The organism is Caulobacter sp. P4_E5, assembly GCF_056401555.1.
The window spans coordinates 73,649-96,762 of the sequence record NZ_JBFUJD010000009.1; the positions used below are offsets into that span (position 1 = coordinate 73,649).

21 protein-coding genes and 3 pseudogenes are annotated in these 23,114 nt (G+C 68.3%); 7 read left to right on the forward strand and 17 right to left on the reverse strand.

Features of this window, described 5'->3' with window-relative positions; all coding sequences use genetic code 11:
• Positions 1-19: 19 nt before the first annotated feature.
• Positions 20-1,120 carry a redox-regulated ATPase YchF gene (gene ychF / locus AC1DSO_RS04865; protein WP_477067776.1) on the reverse strand — a complete coding sequence of 367 codons (1,101 nt, stop codon included), beginning with the start codon at positions 1,118-1,120 and terminating at the stop codon, positions 20-22.
• Positions 1,121-1,240: 120 nt separating this feature from the next.
• On the opposite strand from ychF, the gene AC1DSO_RS04870 reads away from it, so the two are divergent.
• Entirely contained in the window at positions 1,241-2,071 is an 831-nt protein-coding gene (locus AC1DSO_RS04870) for a pirin family protein (RefSeq protein WP_477067777.1), read from the forward strand.
• A 367-nt stretch (positions 2,072-2,438) separates the two neighbouring features.
• On the opposite strand, the gene AC1DSO_RS04875 is transcribed toward AC1DSO_RS04870, so the two are convergent.
• The 11 genes from AC1DSO_RS04875 to lgt form a co-directional block, all read right to left on the reverse strand.
• Complete coding sequence (locus AC1DSO_RS04875) at positions 2,439-3,317, reverse strand: alpha/beta fold hydrolase (protein ID WP_477067778.1); 879 nt, start codon at positions 3,315-3,317, stop codon at positions 2,439-2,441.
• A 23-nt stretch (positions 3,318-3,340) separates the two neighbouring features.
• Complete coding sequence (locus tag AC1DSO_RS04880) at positions 3,341-3,589, reverse strand: helix-turn-helix domain-containing protein (protein ID WP_477067779.1); 249 nt, start codon at positions 3,587-3,589, stop codon at positions 3,341-3,343.
• Positions 3,589-4,191: a DUF2975 domain-containing protein gene (locus AC1DSO_RS04885; RefSeq protein ID WP_477067780.1), complete on the reverse strand. Its 603-nt coding sequence runs from the start codon at positions 4,189-4,191 to the stop codon at positions 3,589-3,591. The genes AC1DSO_RS04880 and AC1DSO_RS04885 overlap by 1 nt, the downstream gene beginning before the upstream one ends.
• A gap of 58 nt (positions 4,192-4,249) precedes the next feature.
• Positions 4,250-4,999: a tetratricopeptide repeat protein gene (locus AC1DSO_RS04890; RefSeq protein ID WP_477067781.1), complete on the reverse strand. Its 750-nt coding sequence runs from the start codon at positions 4,997-4,999 to the stop codon at positions 4,250-4,252.
• Between the two features lie 143 nt (positions 5,000-5,142).
• On the reverse strand, positions 5,143-5,751 hold the full coding sequence (gene pth, locus AC1DSO_RS04895) for an aminoacyl-tRNA hydrolase (protein WP_477067782.1): 609 nt from the start codon (positions 5,749-5,751) through the stop codon (positions 5,143-5,145).
• A gap of 104 nt (positions 5,752-5,855) precedes the next feature.
• Positions 5,856-6,452: a 50S ribosomal protein L25/general stress protein Ctc gene (locus AC1DSO_RS04900; RefSeq protein ID WP_477067783.1), complete on the reverse strand. Its 597-nt coding sequence runs from the start codon at positions 6,450-6,452 to the stop codon at positions 5,856-5,858.
• 156 nt (positions 6,453-6,608) lie between these two features.
• A complete protein-coding gene (locus AC1DSO_RS04905) occupies positions 6,609-7,673 on the reverse strand; it encodes a hypothetical protein (protein ID WP_477067784.1) in 1,065 nt (354 codons plus the stop codon).
• A 290-nt stretch (positions 7,674-7,963) separates the two neighbouring features.
• A complete protein-coding gene (locus AC1DSO_RS04910; RefSeq protein WP_047403474.1) occupies positions 7,964-8,902 on the reverse strand; it encodes a ribose-phosphate pyrophosphokinase in 939 nt (312 codons plus the stop codon).
• Between the two features lie 106 nt (positions 8,903-9,008).
• The gene (gene pgeF, locus AC1DSO_RS04915) at positions 9,009-9,797 is read right to left on the reverse strand and encodes a peptidoglycan editing factor PgeF (RefSeq protein ID WP_477067785.1); all 789 of its coding nucleotides are present in this window, start codon (positions 9,795-9,797) and stop codon (positions 9,009-9,011) included.
• Complete coding sequence (locus tag AC1DSO_RS04920) at positions 9,794-10,867, reverse strand: class I SAM-dependent methyltransferase (protein ID WP_477067786.1); 1,074 nt, start codon at positions 10,865-10,867, stop codon at positions 9,794-9,796. The genes pgeF and AC1DSO_RS04920 overlap by 4 nt, the downstream gene beginning before the upstream one ends.
• A complete protein-coding gene (gene lgt / locus AC1DSO_RS04925; RefSeq protein WP_477067787.1) occupies positions 10,854-11,753 on the reverse strand; it encodes a prolipoprotein diacylglyceryl transferase in 900 nt (299 codons plus the stop codon). Before lgt ends, AC1DSO_RS04920 begins: the two co-directional genes overlap by 14 nt.
• A gap of 118 nt (positions 11,754-11,871) precedes the next feature.
• Here lgt and AC1DSO_RS04930 point away from each other — a divergent pair, with 118 nt between their 5' ends.
• The 3 genes from AC1DSO_RS04930 to proC all read left to right on the forward strand — a co-directional run bounded on the left by AC1DSO_RS04930 (position 11,872) and on the right by proC (position 13,722).
• Positions 11,872-12,129, forward strand: coding sequence for an accessory factor UbiK family protein (locus AC1DSO_RS04930; RefSeq protein ID WP_477067788.1), 258 nt, complete (start codon positions 11,872-11,874; stop codon positions 12,127-12,129).
• A gap of 130 nt (positions 12,130-12,259) precedes the next feature.
• Positions 12,260-12,766, forward strand: a complete 507-nt coding sequence (locus AC1DSO_RS04935) for a type III secretion system chaperone family protein (protein WP_047403482.1) — start codon at positions 12,260-12,262, stop codon at positions 12,764-12,766.
• 173 nt (positions 12,767-12,939) lie between these two features.
• Positions 12,940-13,722, forward strand: coding sequence for a pyrroline-5-carboxylate reductase (gene proC / locus AC1DSO_RS04940; protein ID WP_477067789.1), 783 nt, complete (start codon positions 12,940-12,942; stop codon positions 13,720-13,722).
• A gap of 6 nt (positions 13,723-13,728) precedes the next feature.
• On the opposite strand, the pseudogene AC1DSO_RS04945 reads toward proC, so the two are convergent.
• A pseudogene (locus tag AC1DSO_RS04945) lies at positions 13,729-13,807 on the reverse strand (hypothetical protein); the annotation flags it as partial.
• 61 nt (positions 13,808-13,868) lie between these two features.
• Here AC1DSO_RS04945 and AC1DSO_RS04950 point away from each other — a divergent pair.
• Positions 13,869-14,405 (forward strand): TetR family transcriptional regulator, encoded by a 537-nt coding sequence (locus AC1DSO_RS04950; RefSeq protein WP_477067796.1) that lies wholly within the window; start codon positions 13,869-13,871, stop codon positions 14,403-14,405.
• Positions 14,406-14,536: 131 nt separating this feature from the next.
• Here the strand turns inward: AC1DSO_RS04950 and AC1DSO_RS04955 are convergent, their stop codons facing one another.
• The 3 genes from AC1DSO_RS04955 to AC1DSO_RS04965 are packed head-to-tail and all read right to left on the reverse strand — an operon-like array spanning position 14,537 to position 17,093.
• Positions 14,537-15,877, reverse strand: a complete 1,341-nt coding sequence (locus AC1DSO_RS04955) for an ATP-binding protein (RefSeq protein ID WP_477067790.1) — start codon at positions 15,875-15,877, stop codon at positions 14,537-14,539.
• A gap of 3 nt (positions 15,878-15,880) precedes the next feature.
• Positions 15,881-16,582 (reverse strand): response regulator, encoded by a 702-nt coding sequence (locus AC1DSO_RS04960; protein WP_477067791.1) that lies wholly within the window; start codon positions 16,580-16,582, stop codon positions 15,881-15,883.
• Between the two features lie 10 nt (positions 16,583-16,592).
• Positions 16,593-17,093 carry a MarR family winged helix-turn-helix transcriptional regulator gene (locus tag AC1DSO_RS04965; RefSeq protein WP_477067792.1) on the reverse strand — a complete coding sequence of 167 codons (501 nt, stop codon included), beginning with the start codon at positions 17,091-17,093 and terminating at the stop codon, positions 16,593-16,595.
• Positions 17,094-17,173: 80 nt separating this feature from the next.
• Here AC1DSO_RS04965 and AC1DSO_RS04970 point away from each other — a divergent pair, with 80 nt between their 5' ends.
• Positions 17,174-18,064: a branched-chain amino acid aminotransferase gene (locus tag AC1DSO_RS04970; RefSeq protein WP_477067793.1), complete on the forward strand. Its 891-nt coding sequence runs from the start codon at positions 17,174-17,176 to the stop codon at positions 18,062-18,064.
• An 890-nt stretch (positions 18,065-18,954) separates the two neighbouring features.
• On the opposite strand, the pseudogene AC1DSO_RS04975 reads toward AC1DSO_RS04970, so the two are convergent.
• Positions 18,955-20,070: pseudogene (locus AC1DSO_RS04975) on the reverse strand (phosphatidylinositol-specific phospholipase C1-like protein); the annotation flags it as partial.
• Between the two features lie 69 nt (positions 20,071-20,139).
• On the opposite strand from AC1DSO_RS04975, the pseudogene AC1DSO_RS04980 reads away from it, so the two are divergent.
• Positions 20,140-22,991 (forward strand): annotated as a pseudogene (locus AC1DSO_RS04980) (TonB-dependent receptor).
• Positions 22,992-23,114 lie beyond the last annotated feature (123 nt).

Consider the following 23,114-nt stretch of genomic DNA (forward strand, 5'->3'; position numbering starts at 1 on the left):
CCGCTGCGGCTTTGATGTCCTAGACGTTGAAGCGGAAGTGCATCACGTCGCCGTCCTTGACGACATAGTCCTTGCCCTCGGCCCGCATCTTGCCGGCCTCCTTGGCGCCGTTCTCGCCGCCCAGCTTGACGAAGTCGTCGAAGGCGATGGTCTCGGCGCGGATATAGCCCTTCTCGAAGTCGGTGTGGATGACGCCGGCCGCCTGCGGGCCGGTGTCGCCGACGTGAATGGTCCAGGCGCGGGCTTCCTTGGGGCCGACCGTGAAATAGGTCTGCAGGTCCAAGAGCTTGTAGGCCTCGCGGATCAGGCGGTTCAGGCCCGGCTCTTCCAGGCCCAGGGTTTCGAGGAACTCGGTCCGTTCCTCGGCGTCCAGCAACGCGATCTCGCTCTCGATCTGGGCCGAGATGACCACCGCCTTGGCGTTGTCCTTGGCGGCGCGTTCGGCGACCAACGCGGAATACTTGTTGCCCTTGTCGGCCGAGCCTTCGTCGACGTTGCAGACATAGAGGGCGGGCAGCGAGGTCAGCAGCTGCAGCATGTGCCACGCCTTCTCGTCGTCAGCGTCAATCTTGGCGGCGCGGGCCGGGCGGCCTTCGCGCAGCAAAGCCAGGGCGATGTTGGCCAGGCGCAGCGTGTTGGCGCTTTCCTTGTCGGCGCCGACCTTGGCGCGCTTCTCCAAGGCGGGGACGCGCTTTTCCAGGCTTTCCAGGTCAGCCAGCATCAGCTCCATCTCGATGATCTCGAGATCGCTGATCGGGTCGATGCGGCCTTCGACGTGGACGATGTCGCCGTCCTCGAAGCAGCGGGCCACGAAGGCCACGGCGTCGCAGTCGCGGATATTGGCCAGGAACTGGTTGCCCAGGCCCTCGCCTTTGGACGCGCCGCGCACCAGGCCGGCGATGTCGACGAAGGTGATCCGGGCCGGGATGATTTCCTTGGAGCCGGCGATCTTGGCCAGGGCGTCCAAGCGCGGCTCGGGCACCGCGACTTCGCCGGTGTTCGGCTCGATCGTGCAGAACGGATAGTTGGCCGCCTGGGCCGACGCCGTCTGGGTCAGCGCGTTGAACAGGGTGGACTTGCCGACGTTGGGCAGGCCGACGATGGCGACTTTCAGGGCCATGGAACTCTCGTGAATTTCGTTGGGCGGGCGATTAGCACGGATGGCCGGGAAAGGCGAACGAGCCGGGGGCTTGCGCGAACTGCAACCAGATCAGATATCAAAAGCCGAAAGGAGCTCCCCATGAGCGTTCGACCCGTCGTGAAGATCGTGAAGGGCCAGCCCGCCTCGGACGGCGACGGCGTGCGCCTGACCCGGATGCTGGGCACCGCCGAGGCCCAGATGTTCGACCCGTTCCTGATGCTGGACTGCTTCGACAACGACCAGGCGTCCGACTACATGGGCGGCTTCCCCGACCATCCGCATCGCGGCTTCGAGACCGTGACCTACATGCTGGAAGGCCGGATGCGGCATCGCGACAACACCGGCCGCGAAGGCGTGATCGAGCCGGGCGGCATCCAGTGGATGCGGGCCGGCAAGGGCATCGTCCATTCCGAGATGCCCGAACAGGCCGAAGGGCGGATGCGCGGCTTCCAGCTGTGGGTGAACCTGCCCGCCAGGCTGAAGATGAGCGCGCCTGGCTATTCGGAATTCGAGAGCGACGCGATTCCCGTCGAGGCGCGCGACGGCGGGGTGTCGGTCAAGGTGATCTCGGGCGCCACCGAGGGCGGCACGGCGGGCCCGATCGGCGGCGGGGCGGTCGACGCGCTCTATTTCGATGTCGTGCTGCCGGCCGGGACGCGGTTCGAGGAGCCCGTGAGCGATGACCGCAACGCCATGCTGGCGGTCTATGAGGGCCAGGTCCGCGTGGCCGGCGAAACCATCGACGCACTGTCGGGCGTGTTCCTGGGCGGCGGCGATACGGTGGCGGTCGAGGCGGTCACCGACGCGCGGCTGTTGCTGCTGGCCGGCCGCCCGATCGGCGAGCCGGTGTTCTGGCACGGCCCGTTCGTGATGACCTCGCGGGAGGAGCTGGTTCAGGCGTTCGAGGATTTTCGGAGCGGGAAGTTCTGAGGGCTGCCTTGGGTGGAAAAGGGACATCCGGAATCCCTCTCTCTGAGAGAGAGGGAGGGGCCCGCCGCGAAGCGGTGGGAGGGTGAGTGGTTTCACCGCTAGCCGGAAAATCCCGAGCCTTCCATTGAAGTATCTCAAAAGTGAACCCGGGCTTGCACCGCCGTCGCCGCCGCCGCTTTGGCCGGAGCGTCGTTCGGAAAGGGTGTAACCACTCACCCTCCCACGCCTGCGGCGTGGGCCCCTCCCTCTCTCTGAGAGAGAGGGGTTTGGGGAGCGTCCACAACGGGTCGAGAGCGGACATCAGGCTGCTCGACCGAAGATATCGTCGCGCTATAGGCGGACCTCGAGCGCGTGGCGACCTCCGCCCTTAGTTTGACTTCGGGCGTGTCCGATCGAGGGCGCTCTCCTGATCCATGAAACGTTCCACGCGCTCAGCGAAGTCCTTCGGCTTTTCCAGGTACATCAGGTGACCCGTGGCCGGGACGATTTCCCGTTTCGCGCCGGGGATGGCGGTTTCCAGGACCTTGGCCTGTTCCTGCACGTCCTTGATGTCGACCTGACCGACGAGGATCAAGGTTGGGACGCGGATCTCGCCTAGGCGTGGTTTGGCCGGCGCCGCTGGGGGTTGTTCCCGGGTTCCGGCGGTGAGATTGCCGGGGTGAGCCTTCAGGATCGCCTTGAGCCGTTCGCGCTGTGGCGCGGCGTTCTTGGTCAGGATGTAGGGATCCCGCACCACGCTATCGGTCAGACCCAGCTTGTAGAGGGTCAGCAGCTTCAGCGCGCGGAAGATGAAGCCGAACGAGGCGTCGAAGCCGCTGATCCAGGGACCCACCAAGACCAGGCCATCGACCTGCTCGGGGTGCGCCAGAGCGTAGTCGACCGCCAGGCCGGAACCCGAGGACGAGCCGACCAGGGTGGCGTGCTTGACGTCCAGCGTCTTCATCAGCACCGCCAGGTCATCGACCGGCCGATAGGGATTGGCCGCGGGCGGCGAAGCGCCATAGCCGCGCCGGTCATAGCGGATCACCTTGAAGCGTCGGCACAGCGTGGGCCAGACTCCGTCATAGGCGACCGAGTGCAGGATGCCGTCGTGCAGCAGCACGAGGGTTGTCGGGCCGTCGCCGCAAGTCTCGTAGGCCAGCTTGCCGTCGGGGACCCCGACAAACCTGGTTTCGGCTTCGGCGAAGCCGGCCCAGAACAGCAGGCAGCCGGCCGCGATCGCCCGGACGGGCGTTGAAAGTTTCATGGCTTGTCTCCGAAAGGGCGCCGTCAGCCGGCGCGTTTAAGGCTTTCGCCCTGGATGTCGGGCGGCTGTTCGGGCTGGTATTCGAGGATGTCGCCGGGCTGGCAGTCCAGGAAGGCGCAGATGGCGTCGAGGGTCTCGAACTTCACGCCCTTGACCTTGCCGGACTTGAGCAGGGACAGGTTGGCGTCGGTGATGCCGATGGCGCGGGCCAGGGCGTTGGAGCGCATCTTGCGGCGGGCCAGCATGACGTCGAGGCGCAGGACGATGGGCATCAGACGAAGGCCTTTCGGTCCTCTTCGATTTCGCGGCCGACCTGCATGACCTGGCCGATCACGAAGACCAGCAGTCCCAGAACGAAGGCTTGCAGGCTGGCCATGTGCGCCCAGTTCTTGTCGATCTCATAGCCGGTGGCCGCCAGGACCAGGTGGCACAGCAGCGGCGAAACGGCGTAGGCGCACAGCCAGGCGCCGACCCTTGCGAACCGGCGCGCGGCGGCCAGCGAGAACACCTCCCCGCGGGCGTAGCCGCCGAACAGGGCGCGAAGGCTCCAGAAGATCATCAGGATCGGCGTGGCCCGAACGATGCCGACCCCGACATAGACCAGGCGGTGAACCAGGGGCAGCGAGCCGAACGCCACCGAATTGGGCGGGCCTTCGCCGATGTAGCAGTTGTCTGGCCCGATCCGGACCAGCTCGCCCTTGTAGAACAGCATCGTCGCGATCGCGGTGATCAGGACCAGGGCCGACAGGGCGAACAGGGCGGTGAACAGCCAGGCCGCCGCCCGACTTCCCAGTCGTACGCGGCGCTGGGCAGGGCTCTCCGGCGTCGTGACCGGCGCGCGATGGAGCGGCTTCAGATGCAGAACGGTCGCCATGGCGTCTTCTCCTGACGCCAAGTTCTGACAGAAAAAACTTTCTGTCAATCGATATGGATCAATTCACCGCCGCCGCCGCGAAGTCCCGCCAGGTCTTGGCTTCCTTGCGGAAGTGGCTGTGGGTCTTGGCCAGGCGCTTGTCGATCTCGGCCAGCTGGGCGCGCGCCTCATCTTTGCGGCCCATGCGAGCCAGGAACACCGTGTAGCGGGCGATGCCTTCGAAGCCCGGATAGTGGTCGGCGGCCCAAGAGAGGGCGGTCTCGGCCTGCTCCTCGCGGCCCAGGGCGTGGTAGACGCGGCCCAGGGCCAGCATGATGTGGGGCGTGCGGCCGGCGTTGGGCTGTTCGCCCAGCTTTTCCAGCAGCGGCAGGGCCTCGGCTGGACGGTTCAGCTCGATCAGGGCGTTGGCGCGGCCCAGCAGCAGCTGGGCGTCGTCGGCGTACAGGCCCGTCAGGCTGTCGGCGTAGAGGGTCTCGGCCTCGGCGTGCTTGCCCAGCTCGCTGGCGGCGAGCGCCAGGCGGACGCGGTTGGCCACGGTAGGGGCGTCGTCGACGGCGCGGGCGGCTTCGCGATACTCGCGCTGCGGATCCAGCGCCTTGCGCGCGGCCTGGCCGACCTTCTGGGCCGTGCGGCCGCCGAACCAGGCTGGCGCGATGATGGCCACGAAATAGACGATCCCGCCGACCGGCTGGAACGCCAGGATGATCCACAGCCAGTACATCTGCTGGCCCGTGCGGACCACGTGGACGCACAGGGCGATGGCGATCACAAGAGACAGGCCGATCAGCGGCAGCGGCAGAGAGAACATCTTAGACCCCGGACTCTACGTTCGGTCTTTGTCGCGCCTTCGAGCGTCCGTCAATCGTCCGCCGATGCCTGCGAACAGCAGGCCTCGTTTTTGCCTGGAGCGCGTCGGGCGGCGAAACCGCTCACACTTTCGCCTGACGCGCTCTAGGCCGGCTTGCGCGGATCCGCCTTCGGGGCCGGCGCAAGACGCATCACCTCGGCCTGGAAGCGCTCGTCGTCGCCGGCGGCGGCGAAGGGCAGGGCGTCGGCCAGGGCGTCCAGCATCGGGTCCAGCCACTGGTGCTCGACCTTGTGGAAGTCGCCCAGCACGTAATGCATGACCGCGTCCTTGTGGCCGGGGTGACCCACGCCGATGCGGCCGCGGCGGAAGGCGTCGCCGACCTGGCTGGTCACCGAGCGGATGCCGTTATTGCCCGCCGCCCCGCCGCCCGCCTTCATGCGGAAGCGCCCCGGGGCCATGTCGATCTCGTCGTGGAAGACGATGACGTCGGATGGCTGCAGCTTGAAGAATTTCATCGCCTCGCCCACCGCGCGGCCGCTCTCGTTGTAATAGGTCTTGGGCTTGAGCAGCAGCAGCTTGACCGGGCCGTCCGGCGTTCCGACTTGGCCCTCGCAGGCCAAGCCTTGGAAGCGGGCGCGCCACGGGGCCGTGCCCCATTTCCGCGCCAGGGCGTCGACCGCCATGAAGCCGACGTTGTGGCGGTTCTTCTCGTACTTGGGCTCGGGATTGCCCAGGCCGGCGAGGATCAGCATCGCGGAGTTCTCGAGGGACAAGCGAAACGAGGGACAAACGAAAACGGGCGGACCCTTAAGGCCCGCCCGTTCCGTAAAACAGTTCGATCCGAAGACCGAGCGGATTAGCCTTCGGTGGTGTCGCCGGCGTCCGACTGGGCGGCCGACGAAGCCTTGACGTTGGCGATCACGAAGTCGCGGTCCATGGCCGGCTTCACGCCTTCCGGCAGCTTGATTTCCGAGACGCGGATCACGTCGCCGATGTCGTGGTCGGCCAGGTCGATGACCAGCTCTTCCGGGATCTTGTCGGCCGGGCAGGCCAGCTCGACGGTGTGACGGATCACTTCCAGCGTGCCGCCCTTCTTCAGGCCGACCGAGGTTTCGTGGTTCTTGAAGTGCACCGGCACTTCGATCTTGATCAGCTGGTGCTCGCTGACGCGGTACAGGTCGAAGTGGACCGGCTCGTCGGTGACGGGGTGGAATTGCACGGCCTTGGCGATGACCGATTGCTTTTCGTCGCCGTGTTGCAGGGTCACCAGGTGGCCCAGCAGCTTGCCGGTGTACAGCGACTTGCGGAATTCGTTGGCCTTCACGGCGATGCCGACCGGAGCCTTGCCGCCGCCGTACAGGACGCCGGGGATCTTGCCTTCGCGACGGACGGCGCGGGCCGGGCCGGTGCCGACGCCATCACGGACTTCAACGTTCAGAATGATCTCGACCATATCAATATCTCTCAGGAGAGCCGGACGCTCTCGAAGGGGGCTCATCGCACAAGACTGGATTGCCTGGCCCGACGACGCCTTTTTAGGGTCGCGCTACATACACAAAAGGACCGGGCGACGCAACGCCCAGCCCTTTCGGCTCGATCTGAGCGGACCTCAGCCCTTCTTGGCGGGGGCCTTCTTCTTGGTCGTGGTCTTCTTGGCCACCGTCTTCTTGGTCGCGACCGGCTCGATCCTCGGCGGAGGCGGCGGTTCGGGCGGCAGGCTGGCGCCGGCGGCCTTGACCATGCAGGCGCCGGTGTCGATCAGGATGTGCTGGCCCAGGCAGAACACGTCTTCGTAGTGGGGCTTGGACACGGCCAGGCACTGGTAGAGGTTCAGCTTGCTCATGTTCAGGCAGTTGGCCGTGCCCGGATCGTTGCTGATCGCGTCGATATAGCTGAGGTTGCTGTCGCCAGCGGCGCCGAGCGCGGCCAGGGCGGCCACGGCCAGGCCACGGATCACGACCGGCTGGTAGGGGGCGGTGGCCGTGCGCGGCGTCAGGCCCAGCGACTGTCCGCCCGTCGAGGCCTGCTGCAGCACGGCCACGTCGGCGCTCTCGGCCAGGGCCGGAGTCGTCGACAGGCTCTTGGCCGAGGCCAGGCGGCCGTCGCGATCGACCACGGTCGCCTTCGACCAGGACGAGCGCTGCACGTCGTAGGCGGCCTGCTTCACGGCCTTGCCGGCCATGTAGACCTTCAGGCCGTCGCCGCCGATCGTGTCGATGATCAGGCCGGCGGCGCTGTCCGAACCCTTGAACACGGCGGCGTACGAGGGGTTGGAGAAGATGTTGTTGATCATCTCCTGGCGCGAGGTCGGGTTGGCCGCGACTTCGCGCACCGAGGCGACGAAGGTGGGGTCTTGCAGGGCCAGGACGGCGGCGTAGGCCACCGCGCCGTTCATGAACGACTTGGATTCGTAGGACGCGCCGAGCTTCAGCGAGGCCTGGATCTGCTCGCCGTTCTGGAAGGTCGGCGACACCGCGCTGGCGCGGGCCATGTAGCCGCGGAAGGCGCTGGCGCGCTCGACGACGGTGGAGGACAGGGTGATCGGCGGCGGCGGCGGCGGAGCCTGCACGACGGGGGGCGGCGGCGGCGGCGGGGAGCTACAGGCCGCGATCATCGCGGTCAGCGCCACGATGGTCGTCGTCAGAACGACCCGCGTACGCGAAAAGGAGCGCATATTCGAAAACTTCCCCATCAGTCTTGGCCTGCAGGTCTTGGGCGGCGCGCATAGCAGCCCGGGCAGGCGACATTGTGACTGTCGCCCCGTTAACCAGACTTTTACAAGCGGAGCCTTGCGGGAGGCGAGTTTGGGGATAGGAGCGCCCCAAATATCCCGACTTCCCCGGCGAAAGCCGGGGCCCAGCTGGAAGAGCGCTGGGGTGGGTTCCGGAAATGCCGAGCTCTTCCAATCAACCCCGGCGCCTGGGATCTGGATCCCGGCTTTCGCCGGGAAGGTCGGAAGAGAGTCTAGTCGAACAGCTTCGACACCGACTCTTCGTTGGCGATGCGGCGGATGGCTTCGCCGATCAGCGGGGCGCACGAGATGTAGCGGATCTTGGCGCAGGCCTTGGCCGGGTCCGAGGCCTCGATCGAGTCGGTGACCACCAGCTCGGTCAGGACCGAATTGGCGACCCGATCGACGGCCGCGCCCGACAGCACGCCGTGGGTGATGTAGGCGCTGACCGACTTGGCGCCGTGGGCCATCAGGGCCTGGGCGGCGTTGCACAGGGTGCCGGCCGAGTCGGCGATGTCGTCGAACAGGATGCAGCGGCGATCCTTGACGTCGCCGATGATGTTCATGACTTCCGACTGGCCGGGGCCCGAGCGGCGCTTGTCGACGATGGCCAGGTCGGCGTCGTTCAGGCGCTTGGCCAGGGCGCGGGCCCGGACCACGCCGCCGACGTCCGGCGACACGACCATCAGGTCGTCGCCCATGGCGTAGTGGCGGCGCACATCGTCGGCCAGCAGGCGCGAAGGCAGCAGGTTGTCGGTCGGGATGTCGAAGAAGCCCTGGATCTGGCCGGCGTGCAGATCCATGGTCAGGACCCGGTCGGCGCCCGAGCGGGTGATCAGGTTGGCCACCAGCTTGGCCGAGATCGGCGTGCGGCCGCCGGTCTTACGGTCCTGGCGGGCATAGCCGAAATAGGGCAGCACCGCGGTGATCCGCTTGCCCGACGCGCGCTTCAGGGCGTCGATGCAGATCAACAGCTCCATCAGGTTGTCGTTGGCCGGGTAGCTGGTCGACTGGATGACGAAGACGTCCTCGCCCCGCACGTTCTCGTCGATGGTGACGAACACCTCAAGGTCGGCGAACCGGCGCACCTGGGCGCGGGTCAGCGGCATGTCGAGATATTCCGCGATCGCCTGGGACAGCGGGCGGTTCGAGTTGCCAGACAGCAGCTTCATGGGGATCGCTCGGAGGTGGGGGGCGGGCGTTGCCGGGCCTTCTAGCAGTGATCGGCGGGGGGGCAAGTGTTAACGTGACGAGTAATCAGCATCCGTGTCCGGACGGTCACGCTTCCAGGCTGATCGCCGACAGCAGGCGGCCGTAGTCGCCCTCGCCGTTCAGGAAGGCGCGGCGGTTGGAGAAGAACCATTCCTCCTCCGCCCGGGTGTCGCGGCCGACCCACTCGCGGCGCTCGACGCCGGCGGTCTCCAGGCGGTCCAGCACGAAGGCCGGCAGGTCGAAGAAGCGCTTGTCCTCGGCCGCGCCCGGCCGGAAGAATCGGCCCGAGCCCGGGCAGTCGGCCTCGAACCGGTGCAGGAACTCCAGCCCGACCTCGTACGAGTTGGGGCCGATGCAGGGGCCGACGACGCCGGTGATGCGCTCCGGCTTGGCGCCCAGCTCGACCATGCCGTCGACGGCGGCCTGGACGACGCCGTCCAGGGCTCCGCGCCAGCCGGCGTGGGCGGCGGCCACGATCCGGGCCTCGGGATCGACCAGCAGCACCGGCGCGCAGTCGGCCGCCAGGGCGCCGCAGATCACGCCGGGCGTCTTGGTCACCACCGCGTCGCCCTGCGGCCGCGCGTCGCCCCACGAGCCGTCGGCCTTGATCGCGATGGTCGAGTGGATCTGGTAGCAGGTGTTCAGGTCTTCGGGCGCGCCGCCGAACCAGGCCGCGGCGCGGGCCCGGTTCTCGACCACGTCGGCGGCGTCGTCCTTGCTGCCGCGCCCGACGTTCAGGCTGTCATAGATGCCGGTCGAGGCCCCGCCCTTGCGGGTGAAGAAAGCGTGCTTGACCCCTGGCAGGCTGGACAACAGCGGCGACTGGATGGTCGGCAGGTCGGACTTCTTGGTCATGTCGCGTCCTCGAAGAGGGGGGGCGAAAGGTCGGGCGCGGCGAGGCACGCGACCTTGAACAGAGCGCCCATCTGCGCCTCGCCGACCAGACGATCAAGCTGTCTTCCGATTTGGTCGGCGCGATCGGGTCGAGCCGTTGATAGCGCCTGGGCGCGCTGCTCGATCCCCAGCGCCCGCAGGAAATCGCCTTGGCTCAGGATCGGCCCGGCCTTGGCGCCCGCCTCGCGGGCGGCGACGACCACCGACGGGAAGTCGGCCCAGACGGTCAGATCGGCCAGGCCCGCGGTCTTCAGCGGATCGACCTTCCGGTGGTTCTGGAGCGCCTGCAGCGTGTCGCCGGTCTCGGGCGCGTCGCGACCATAGTCGATCAGCAGCGCCGCGCCGCCGTCGGTGACGAGGCGGTGGGCGATGTCGGAGGCCAGCGCGGCCTGGGCGGGGGAGGATTCCCAGATGCTTCCGATAGTCGCGCTCCCTTCCCCATCAAGGGGGAGGGGGGATTTGCCTAGAGCCTTCAACCCGAATGCCAGCTCGCCGTCCTCGCCCAGGCCGATCACCCGCTCGGCCCAGCCGCCTTCGGTCCGCACGAACTGTCGGGCCGGCAGGCAGTCCAGCAGCTCGTTGGCCACCAGGATCATCGGCGCGCCGTCGGGAATCTCGTCCAGCCGGCCGACCCAGCGCGGACCCTCGCCCAACCGTACGGCCTGCTTGGCCCGCAGAGGTTCCGAGACCTCGACCAGCCACACCTCGGCGGCGGCCAGGAAGGCGGGCTCCAGACGCCCGGCCCGCAGCAGGTCGCTGATCAGCGTGCCGTCGCCCGGCCCCATCTCGACCAGCCGGAACGGCGAGGGCCGGCCCATGCGGGTCCAGGTCTCGATCGCCCACAGGCCGATCAGCTCGCCGAACATCTGGCTGACCAGCGGGGCGGTGATGAAGTCGCCGGTCGCGCCCAGGTCAGGACGTGTCGCGTAGTAGCCGTCGCGCGGGTCGTGCAGGCAGCGGGTGAAGAACTCGGGGACGCCGATCGGGCCGTCGTGGGCGATCTGCGCCTTCAGGCGATCAAGCAGGCTCATGCGTCTCGTCGATGACCGGTTCACGCAGCGCTTTCCACAGCAGCCAGCCACCGACCAGGATCATCGGCGTCGACAGCATCATCCCCATGGTCAGGCCGAACGGGAACTCGGGCATGCCGACATCGGGATTGCGCACGTTCTCCAGCGACAGGCGGAACAGGCCGTAGGCCAGCAGGAAGGTCGCCACCAGGGCCCCGCGCCGCCGCATCCACTTCAGCCGATAGACGGCGAAGGCCAGGATCAGGAACAGCAGCAGCCCTTCCAGGCCGGCCTCGTAGAGCTGGCTGGGATGGCGTGGATAGGGGCCGGCCGGGCAGCCGCCGCGATTGGCCGCCTTGATGGTCTCGTTGCAGAAGATGACGCCGAGCGGGGCGTCGGTCTGGCGGCCCCACAGCTCGCCGTTGATGAAATTGGCGATACGGCCGAAGAACAGGCCGATCGGGGCCACCGGCGCGATCAGGTCGCCCAGCTTCAGGATGTCGATCTTGTTGCGCCGCGCGAACAGGGCGATCGCGGCGCAAACGCCCAGGAAGCCGCCGTGGAACGACATGCCGCCTTCCCAGATCTTGACGACGTCCAGCGGGTGGGCCGCCAGCCAGATCCGCTGGTCCTGGTTCAGCAGCATGTAGAACAGGATGTAGCCGATGCGGCCGCCGGCGATGATGCCCAGCGTGATCCACAGCACCAGGTCGTCGATCTGCAGCGGCGTGGCGGTCGGCGCCCGGCCGCCCCACAGGCTGGCGGTTCGGGTCAGGCGAATGGCGTAGCGCCAGCCCAGCAGGATGCCCGCCACATAGGCCAGGGCGTACCAGCGCAGGGCCAGCGGCCCCCATTGCAGGGCCCAGGGGCCGATGTGGACTACGGGATCGATGTTCGGAAAGATCACGCCGTACGGCTCCGTGCGGGACAGATGGTCGCAGATCTATAGGGTTCGGGCTTCGCTTTCATCCCCCGTTTCCCATATAAGGACGGCTGGCCCACCCATCGGGCCTCTCGGAACCGCGATGCACAGCCAGAACCCCTTCCTCGACGAATTCGCCAAGCTGACCCAGGCGGCCATGGGCATCGCCCAGACGGCCGGCGAGGAGGCGAAGACCGCGATGCGGGCTCAGGCCGATCGCCTGGCGGCCGAGTTCGACCTGATCCGCCGCGACGATTTCGAGGCCCTGAAGGCCGAGGTCGCGGCCCTTCGCGAAGAGGTCGCTAGCCTCAAGGCCAGCAAGAAAGCGCCGGCCAAGAAGGCCGCGCCTTCGGCCGATTAGGCGAATCACCGCTCGCGCCCGACGTGAAGCGGGTTGAGACGAACGCCGCGAAGCAGATTAGTGTCCCTGGTACGTGAGCGATTCACGGCGGGGCTAACCCCCGCCTCGCTGGCGGGGACGTAGGTTTTTCATGGATACCCAACCGGAAGACGACGACGTCCTGCTGGCCCTCGATCCTCTCGAGGTGGTCGAGCACGTCCTGTCCGCTGAAAACCTGACTTTCGACCGCACCGAAGACGGCGACCTGGCCTTCGCGCTGAAAGGCGACTGGAAGGACTACGAGCTGTGGTTCGCCTGGCGTCCCGAGGCCGACTGCTTGCAGCTGTGCCTGTCGCTGGACATGCGTGCGCCGAAGTCCAAGCGCACCAACGCCTATGAGCTGCTGGCCCTGATCAACCAGCGCGTCTGGCTGGGCCACTTCGAGGTCTGGACCGACGACGGCGAGGTCGTGTTCCGCCACGCCCTGGCCCTGCCGGCCGGCGAGCGCCCGACCATGGCCCAGGCCGCCTCGATGATCGACGCGGCGGTGGAAGCCGCCGACCGCTTCTTCCCGGCCTTCGAATTCCTGCTCCAGGGCGCCAAGACCCCGGACGAGGCGATGGCCGCCTGCATGTTCGAGACCGTCGGCCAGGCTTAAGGGCTGGACTTCCCTTCTCCCCTTGCGGGAGAAGGTGTCGCGAAGCGACGGATGAGGGGTCGCGCTGGCGATCGCCTCAGTGGCCGTCTGTTCCGCCGAGAAACCCCTCATCCGACCTGCTTCGCAGGCCACCTTCTCCCGCAAGGGGAGAAGGGTAGAGATCGAGGTGCGTCATGACCCCCATCCTTCTCCTCGGCGCGGGCCGCATGGGCGGCGCCCTGATCGATGGTTGGCGCGGCGCGGGCGCGTTCGCCGCCGCCGACCTGATCGTCCGCGATCCGAACGTCGACGCCGCTCTCCTGGGCAACGTGTCGGTCAATCCACCGCTGGAAGCCCTGGCCGCCGCCAAGACCGTGCTGCTGGCCGTCAAGCCGCAGATCTGGCGCGAGGCGGTCAAGGACGTGGTCCCGCATCTGGCCCCCGACGCCATCATCGTCTCGATCGCCGCCGGCGTCCGCGCGGCCGACATCGCAGAAGCGTTCGGCGGCCGGCGCGTGGCGCGGGTGATGCCGACCACCGCCGTCGCCATCGGCCGGGGCGCGGCCAGCATCTTCGCCGAGGATGACGCCGCCCGCGCCGCCGCTCACGCCCTGTTCGCGCCGGTCGCCGCCGTGGTCGACTTGGCCAGCGAAGAGCTGATGCACGCGGCCACCGCCGTCTCGGGCTCGGCCCCGGCCTATCTCTACGCCTTCGTCGAGGCCCTGGAAGCGGCCGGCGCCGCCCAGGGGCTGGACGCGGCCGACAGCGCCAAGCTGGCCCGCGCCACGATCATCGGCGCGGCGGCGCTGATGGAAAAGTCCGGCGAGGAACCGGCCGAGCTGCGCAAGCAGGTCACCTCGCCCGGCGGCACCACGGCAGCGGCGCTGGCGGTGCTGATGGGCGACGGCGGCTTTGGCGACCTGCTGCCCAAGGCCATGGACGCGGCGGTGGTCCGGTCGAAGGAACTGGGCGGCTGACACCGGCCCCCTCCGCGCTTCGCGCTCCTCCCCCGGAGGGGGAAGAAGGACGCGCGCCAACCTTCCGCCCCCTCCGGGGGCGGACGACCGCGTAGCGGTCAGGTGGGGGCTTGCTGAGCGGGCCGTACTATCCCCATCTCTTCGCCATGACCGACGACATTCTCGATCGCGCCGCCGACGCCGCGCTCGCCCTGGCCGCCGACAAGCCGTGGCCGGCCGTCTCCCTGCGCGATATCGCGGTGAAGGCCGATGTCCCGTTCGCCGAGCTCTACGGTCGGGCCAACGGCAAGGCCGCCGTGCTGGCCCACCTCTCGGCCCGCTTCGACCGCGCGGCGCTGGGCGTCGACTATCCGGAGGGTTCGGAGACCCACGACCGCCTGTTCGACGCGGCCATGGCGCGCCTGGAAGCCATGGAGCCGCACCGCGCCGCCCTGATCGCCGTCGCCAAGGGCGAGGGGGTCATGGCCTCGGCGGCCCGCTTCCCGCGCATCGCCCGCGCCGTCCTGGAAGCCGCCGGGGTCGAGGCCACCGCTCCACGTCTGCTGGCCATGACCGCCGTCTGGGCCCGCGTGGTCCAGGTCTGGCGCGACGACGAGGGCGCCCTCAACCGCACCATGGCCGAGCTGGACAAGCGCTTGAAACAGATGGCCGAACAGCTGAAGAAGATCGGGGCGGGGGTCTAGAAGCAGATGCTTCCCCGCGAGCGGGGGAGCTGTCGCGGAGCGACTGAGGGGGCAAGCTGGGCGTAGGCCGCGTTAGCCCCCTCCGGCCCTCTGGGCCACCTCCCCCGCATCGCGGGGGAGGAGAGGCGTCCTCACCCCGGCAACCGGATCGACGCCCTCAATCCGCCCATCTCCGAGCGCGACAGCACCAGGTCCCCGCCCAGGCCGCGCGCCATGTCGCGGGCGATGGCCAGGCCCAGGCCGACGCCCTTCTCGTTCTGGTTCCGGGACTCGTCGAGGCGCGAGAACGGCTTGAACGCCTCCTCGTAGCGGTCCTCGGGGATGCCGGGACCGTCGTCGTCGACGGCGACCTCGACCCCGCCGGTGAGGCGTTCGGCGGTGGTGACCTTGACCCGGCGGGCGTGAGCGACGCCGTTGTCGATCAGGTTGGCCAGGGCCCGGCGGAAGGCCAGCGGCCGCACGCGCGCCTCCAGGCCGCGGGTGATCTCGGTCTCGATCGCCGCCCCGGTGCGCTCGGCGTCGGCCACCACGCCCTCGACCAGGTCCGACAGATCGACCACCTGCGCGGCTTCCCCGCCCTCGCCGCGGGCGAAGGCCAGGTACTCGTCGATCATGTGCTCCATCTCGGAGAGGTCGCCCTTCATCGCGTCGAGCTGCTCGCTGGGTTCGGACATGGCCATTTCCAGCTTCAGGCGGGTCAGCGGCGTGCGCAGGTCGTGGCTGACGCTGGCCAGCAGGGCGGTGCGCTGCTCGATGTGGCGGACGATGCGGGCCCGCATGGCCATGAACGCCTGGGCCGCCTGACGCACCTCGCGCGCGCCGTGCGGCTTGAAGTCGTGGTCCTCGCCCCGGCCGAACGCGTCGGCGGCGTCGGCCAGGCGCTCGATGGCCCGCACCTGGTTGCGGATGAACAGGATGGCGATCGCCGTCAGCAGCATGGTCGCCACCACCATCCACAGGATGAAGATGTGCCCCTGGGTGGCGTAGGCCCGGTCGCGCAGGGCGTAGATCTGCAGGACCCCGCCCTTCACCTGCACCCGGATGTCGATATAGGCGGTGTAGCGGGTGGTATCGAACCAGAACGGGTTGTCGAGCCGGTCCTCCAGGGCGTTCTGCAGCGAGCGGTCCAGGGCCGCGAACAGCGACGGCCGATGGCTGGTCGGGAGCCTCTTGCCCCTTTGGAAGGCGATCGACAGCGACATCGAGTCCTCGGCCCGCTTGGCCAGCTTGTCGACGGCGGCGGGGCTGGGGTCGTCCTCGTAGGACTGCACGGCCCAGGCGATGTCGCCGGCCAGGCCCTCGGACAGCTTGCTGGTCACCGACTGCCAATGGGCGTCGAAGAACGCCCAGGTCACGGCGATCTGCATCACCGCCACCGGCAGGATGATGATCAGCAGGCTGCGCCCGAACAGGGTGGTGGGCAGCAGCCGCTTGATGGCGCGAGGGATATAGAGCTTGGTGCGCAGGCGCATCAATCAATCCGGCGCCAGCCGATAGCCCACGCCGCGCACGGTCTGCAGGTAGCGCGGGTTCTTCGGGTCAGGCTCGATCTTGCGGCGCAGGCGGGTGACCTGGACGTCGACGGCGCGGCCGGTGGCGTCGGCGGTGTCGCGGGCCAGCTCCAGGCGGTCGACGGGCTCGTGGGCCGAGCGGGCCAGGCGGCGCAGCAGGGTGACCTCGGCCTCGGTCAGGCGCACGGACTCGCCGTCGCAGGTCAGCTCGCCGCGCTCGGCCTCGAACGTGCAGCGGCCCAGCAGCAGCGCCTTGGGCCCGACCGGCCGGGCGGCCGAGCGGCGCAGGATGGCCTCGATGCGCAGCAGCAGTTCCTGCGGCTCGAACGGCTTGCCCAGATAGTCGTCGACGCCGCTGGACAGGCCTTCGATGCGGTCGGCGGTCTGGTCGCGGGCGGTCAGCATCAGGATCGGCGTGCGGCCGCTCTCGCCGCCCTTGGCCCGCAGGCGTTTGGTGAAGGCGTAGCCGTCCTCGCCGGGCATCATCACGTCCAGCACCATCAGGTCGAAGTCCAGAGCCCCGAACAGGCGGTCGGCGGCGGCGGCGCTGGACGCGGCCGTGACGCGGAAACCGGCCCGGCCCAGGAACTCCTTGATCAGCTTACGCAGGCGGTCGTCGTCGTCGACGACCAGGATGTGACGCTCGCGGCGCTCTTCCGGGGTCATGGGGTCGCCATCATGAGGTTGGGCGTCGGCCCGCGCCTTGTCGCGAGCCCGCCAGGGCGGCCAGAATACGCCGCGTGCCGGCCACCCCGTCCAGCCCGCCCGTGCGATAGGCGCGGGCCAGCAGGGCGCGCAGGCGTTCGGCCGTACGCTGCTCGAAGGCCACGCCTTCGGGGGTCAGGGTCGCGGGGCGGCGGCGGCCGTCCAGGTCGCCCGAAGCGCGTTCGACCAGGCCGGCCTTCTGCAGGTCGGCCAGGGTGCGGCTGGCGGCCTGTTTCGACAGGCTGGTCAGCTTGGAAAGGTCCTGCACCCCGATGCCCGGCCGGCGGCGCAGCAGGAAGGCCGCGCGCCAGTGCGAACGGCCCAGGCCCAGGGTCTCGGCCTCCAGCACCGTGTCCACCGCGGCCCACAGCGAGGCCTCGGCCAGCAGGATCAACTCCAGCCCGCCGTCCAGTTCCTCCTCACGGAGGATCAGACGGGGATCGTCCGAGCCAGGCTGTAGCGGGGCTATCATCGCGAGGAGTCCATTTTATTTGACGCGCCCTGCCTCGGGGCGTCTAAGAGCCGGGTTTTCAATAAGGAGGTCTTGGACCGATGTCTCTGGTTCCCTTCGACGATCGTGACGGATGGATCTGGCTGGACGGCCAGCTCATTCCCTGGCGCGAGGCGAAGGTGCACGTATTGACGCACGGCCTTCACTACGCCTCGTCCGTCTTCGAAGGCGAACGGATGTACGGCGGCGAGATTTTCAAGCTGACCGAGCATACCGAGCGCCTGTTCAAGTCGGCCGAGATCCTCGATTTCAAGATCCCGTACAGCGTGGCCGAGATCGACGAGGCCTGCAAGGCGACGGCGGCCAAGAATAGTCTCACCGATTGTTATGTGCGCCCGATCGCCTGGCGCGGCAGCGAAATGATCGGTGTTTCGGCGCAACAGACCAAGATCCACGTCGCCATCGCCGTCTGGGAATGGCCCAGCTACTTCGATCCGGCCACCAAGGCCAAGGGCATCCGCCTGACCTGGGCCAAGTACCAGCGTCCCGACCCGAAGACCGCCCCGGTCGCGGCCAAGGCCGCCGGCCTCTACATGATCTGCACCATTTCCAAGCACGCCGCCGAGAAAGACGGTTATGCCGACGCGATGATGCTGGACTATCGCGGCTACGTGGCCGAGGCGACCGGCGCCAACGTGTTCTTCGTCAAGGACGGCGTGCTTCATACCCCCAAGCCCGACTGCTTCCTGGACGGCATCACCCGCCGCACGGTGATCGGCCTGGCCAAGGACAAGGGGATCGAGGTCGTCGAGCGCCACATCCAGAAGGAAGAGCTGTCGACCTTCACCGAGTGCTTCATCGTCGGCACCGCCGCCGAAGTCACTCCGGTCTCGGAAATCGGCGAATTCAAGTTCACCCCGGCCAAGCTGTCGCTGGACCTGATGGACACCTATGCGGCCCTCGTGCGCAACGAGGTTCTGACGCCGGCTTAGGGTTGGCCCGTCGCTAGAACTGATGACGCCGCCCCGGGGGAGACCTCGGGCGGCGTTTTTGCTTCCTTCTCCCCTTGCGGGAGAAGGTGGCCCGAAGGGCCGGATGAGGGGTCGATAGTCCTGTCGGCTTGGTGCTCAGCGGCGTCCGCTGTCGCGGTGGTCTCTTCCATCGACCCCTCACCCGCCCCGCTTCGCGGGCCACCCTCTCCCGCAAGGGGAGAGGGAAACTACTTCGCCGCCGCCATCACCGCCGCCACTTCGGCCCGGGCCATCTCGATGTCCCGCCGGAACGCCTCCGACGCGTGCTCGGCGCCGTAGATCACCGCCCCGGACACCAACCCCGCCTCGGCGGCGCTGACCGTATGCGAACCGCAGATCCAGCGGCTCTCGGCGTATTCTCGGCCCCGGGCGTAGAGGGCGTCGGCGCGGGACGGAACCACCTCGGCCAGGATCATCGCCACGTGCTCGCCGAAGGCGGCGTGGCCGGACGGATAGTCGGGATTGGTCGCCAGGTCGGGCCGCTTGGGCTCGCAGACCGCCGCGGCGTCCTTGCCGATATAGGGGCGCTTGGTTCCCCAGTGGTCCTTGGCCAGACCGATCACCGAGCGGTCATCGCCGGCCCGTTCCAGCAGGGCGTTGAGGATCGGCGCGGTCTCCGGCGTCAGGCGCACGCCCAGCACGGTCTCGAAGTGCTCGAAGGCCGTGCCCTTGACGTCGGCCGTGGCCAGGGCCCAGCGCGGCGTGTCCTTCAGGGCGCGGGTCTGGTCGAAGACCGCCGCGTCGGCCACGGCGCGGGGCGAGCCGGGCGCGGGCGGCGGGGCCAGCACCTGGGTCAGGTCGGGTCGGGCGGCGGGGGCGAGATAGCCGCGCTGCGGCGCGCCGGGCAGGGCCTCGATCGCCAGGCCGTCGCAGGCCTTGGCCGCGCGGACCGGATTGCACGCGGCGACGTCGCCGCCGGTCAGCCGCACCGTGTAGCCGCCCGGCAGGCGCGGATCGGCCCACATGTAGTCGGTCGAGACATACTGGGCGCCGCTGGTCAGGGCCGCCGTGCGCTGGCGCGGATCATTGGCGCGCGCGGCCCAGGTGTCGGCGTCGGCGCGGGTGCGGACCATGAAGCCGGCCTTCACGGCGGCGGCGATGCGGTCCTTCTGGGCGATCGGATCGTTCAGGGTCAGATAGGCGGCGGCGGGCGAGGCCTCGTCGGTGTTGACGAACATCGCTCGGCCTTCCAGCGAGGCGCGCTGGCCGCGATAGACCGCCACCTTGGCCGGGCTTTCGTCGAGGGCGAAGAACACCTTGCCGCGGGCGTCGGCCAGCTTTGGCCACCCTCCCGCCAGAACGCCCTCACGCAGCGTGGCGGCCTTGCCGCGCACCTGGTCGGGGGTGATCAGCCGGTCCTCACCGAACACCGAGCGGACCTCGGCGTCGAGGGCGTCGAACAGGGGCTCGGTGAAGGCCAGGGGAATGACGCCGCCGGGGATGGTCGCCTGACCGTCCTTGGCGTTGATCAGGATCATGATCGGCACATGGTCGCGATGGGCGTCCGACCAGGCGCGGATCTCCTTCAGGCAGGCGACGAACGTCGTGCACGACGAGCGGAAGTCGACGTCGGGCATGTGGATCATCTTGTAGCCCGGCCTGGCCATCGCCGCCGCGACGGCGGGCGTGAAGGTCGTCCCGCCGCCGAACACCGTCAGGGGCTTGGCGTAGCGGCCGCCGTCGGGATCGGCGACGACGTCCAGCTCCAGCTGGCGGGCTCCGGCGTCCAACTGCTCCGCCAGCGGACGATGGCCGTAGTCGATCCCCAGCGCCGCCTGGCCGCGCGCGGCGACCATGGCCGCCATCTCGTCCGTTGGAGGGAGCAGCTTGTAGGAATTGTGCGTGCCCACCGTGAGCAGGTCGGTCATCCGCAGGGCGTCCATCCGCTGGCGCGCGCAGGCCGGGCTCTCGTCCGAGGCGGGGCAGGGGGCGGCGGCCAGGGCCAGGGCGGCAAGCAGGCTAAGCATGGGCGTCTCCGGTACAGAGCGTCGCCATAGCCCTAGCCCATGACGGTTTGACGTCGCCAGGGGCGTTCCATGGTGACGCTGTCATCAAGCTTTAACGGAACCGAGACGCCGAGGTCATCGACCGCCCCTAACGCCGCCCAAACGTCGGCTCCCTGACAGGGCTCCCAGCCGGCGACAGTACAAGGGGTATCCTTATGTCTCGCACCAAGATCGCGCTCCTGGCGGGCGCGGCGAACCTGGCGCTCGCCGTCCTGGTCACGGCCGCCCACGCCGGCGCCGAAACGCCCGCCGCCGCTCCCGCCGCCGAGCCGGCCGACGCCGTCGACGCCATCGTGGTAACCGGTTTCCGCAAGTCACTGGGCGCGGCCCGCGAGGCCAAGCGGACCAGCGCCATCGTCTCGGACGTGATCGTCGCCGAGGACATGGCCAAGTTCCCCGACCTGAACCTGGCCGAGTCGCTGCAGCGCCTGCCGGGCGTGGCCATCAACCGCGAAGGCGGCGAAGGCCGTCGCGTCAGCCTGCGCGGTCTGGGCCCCGACTTCACCCGCGTCCAGCTGAACGGCATGGAAGTGCTGGGCAATGTCGACTCGCCGATGGACAGCCGCGGCCAGACCTCGCGCGACCGGGCCTTCGACTTCAACATCTTCGCTTCGGACCTGTTCTCGAAGGTCGACGTGCGCAAGTCGTTCTCGGCCGAGCAGGACGAAGGCGGCATGGCCGGCACGGTCGGCCTCTACACCGCCAAGCCGTTCGACTATTCGGGGACCAAGGCCGCCCTGTCGCTGCAAGGCGGCACCAACAGCGCCACCAAGGACTTCCAGCCGCGCGGCGCGGCGATGATCAGCAAGAACTGGGACGACAAGTTCGGCGTCCTGGTCTCGGTCGCCTATTCCAAGCGCAAGACGCAGGAGCAGGGCTACAACACCTATGCCGCCCCGACGACCAAGGCCCTGGCCGCCAATGTCGTCAACCTCAGCGCCGCCGACCAGGCCAAGGCGACCAACGGCGAGCTGATCTTCCAGCGCGGCAACCGCCTGACCGTCTGGGGTTCCGACCAGGAGCGCCTGGGCGTGACCGGCGCGGTGCAATGGCGCCCCGTCGAGAACGTCACCCTGACGCTCGACGCCCTGCACGGCAAGTTCACCAACGACCGCAGCGAGAACAGCCTGGCCACCCGCGCCACCCTGAACTCGACCATCCTGGGCGCGGCCACCCCGCACTCGGGGACCCTGGTCAGCCCGCCGCCGGTGCTGAACTCGATCCAGTACGACCGCTATAACAGCGTCGTGTACGCCGACGTCGACAACACCGTCTTCGCCACCGAGACCCGTCGCCAGCAGACCAAGAACACCTTCGACCAGCTGGTGCTGACCGGCGAGTGGAAGGTCACCGACAAGCTGACCATCGACGGCCATCTGGGCCAAGAGACCTCGGACTACGACATTCCGATCTCGGACAAGTTCTACACCGAAGCGTTCGGCGGCCTGATCACCGACTATCGCGGCGACACCGGCCACAACACCTACAAGTGGAACACCACCGACCCGAACAATTACCGGGCCCACGAGATCGACTTCTCGGCCACCTACCAGAGCACCAAGCTGAAGAACGGCGAGCTGAACGGGGCCTGGGCCTTCAACGACGATCTCACCCTGAAGGGCGGCGCCTCGTATCGCGGCTTCAAGAATTCGGGCTACAGCCAGGCCACCGACGACCTGAACAAGACCGCCTGGGAGAAGGGCACGCTGGATGACAAGGTCACCAGCTACTACACGATCTTCGACCAGCACGACGACCAGTCGTGGGTCAATGTCGACTGGGACAAGGCCCTGGCCGCCTATGGCGTCACCCGCACCCTGGGCGCGCCCAAGTCGATCTACCAGGTCGAGGAGAACACCACGGCCGGCTACCTGCAGCTGGACTGGAAGGGCTCGCTGTTCGGCAAGCCGGTGCGCGGCAACACCGGCCTGCGGGCTTACGACACCAAGCTGACCTCGTCGGGCGTCATGGCGGTCAAGGGCGTCAACACCCCGACCACGGCCAAGAAGAGCTATTCGGGCGTGCTGCCGGCGTTCAACGCCGTGCTGGAGGTCTCGGACCAGTTCCAGATCCGCGTCGCCGCCGCCCGCAACATCAACCGCCCGGCCCTGGGCGCCTACGCCATGAACGGCACGATCGCCGTCGACGGGACGAACGTCTCGGTCTCGACCGGCAACCCCAACCTCGACCCCTACAAGTCGGACGAGTTCGACCTGTCGGCCGAATGGTACTTCGGCAGCGTCGGCATGCTGACGGCCGGCGTGTTCCACAAGAGCATCGACGGCCTGGTCGCCAGCCAGACGACCAACAACGTCAGCTATTCCAGCACCGGCCTGGCCGAGGGCCTCTATCCGGGCATTACGGGTTCGACCAACGTGTCGACCTACACCCGCCAGGTGAACCTCAACACCGCCAAGCTAACCGGCCTGGAGCTGAGCGCCCAGAGCGACTTCTTCTTCCTGCCGGGCGCGCTGAAGAACCTGGGCGCGGTGGCCAACCTGACCCTGATCGACAGCGAGACCACCAACCTGATCAACGGCAAGCCGCAGAAGAGCGACATCTTCGGCCTCTCGGACGTCAACGCCAACGCCACGCTGTACTACGAGACCGCCAAGTACGGCGGGCGGGTCTCGGCCAACTACCGCTCGGACTATCTGATCGACAGCGGCGGCTTCAACGCCACCACCTATGTCGACGCGGCGGCCTTCTATCAGCTGACCCCGCGCATCCGCCTGTCGCTGGACGCCATCAACCTGACCGACGAGCGCGAGGAGCAGGTCAACAGCTACAACAACGGCTTCGGCGACGTCGGGGCCAAGCGACTGTGGAACTACACCACCAGCGGCCGGACGGTGTTCGTGGGCGCGAATATCCAGTTCTAGGGGCTGGTACGAAGAAGCCGCCCGGGAGCGATCCCGGGCGGTTTTTTGTTGTGTGGAGAGCGCCCCCTCCGTCACGGCGCGTATCCGCGCCGCGCCACCTCCCCCSTTGCACGGGTGAGGAGG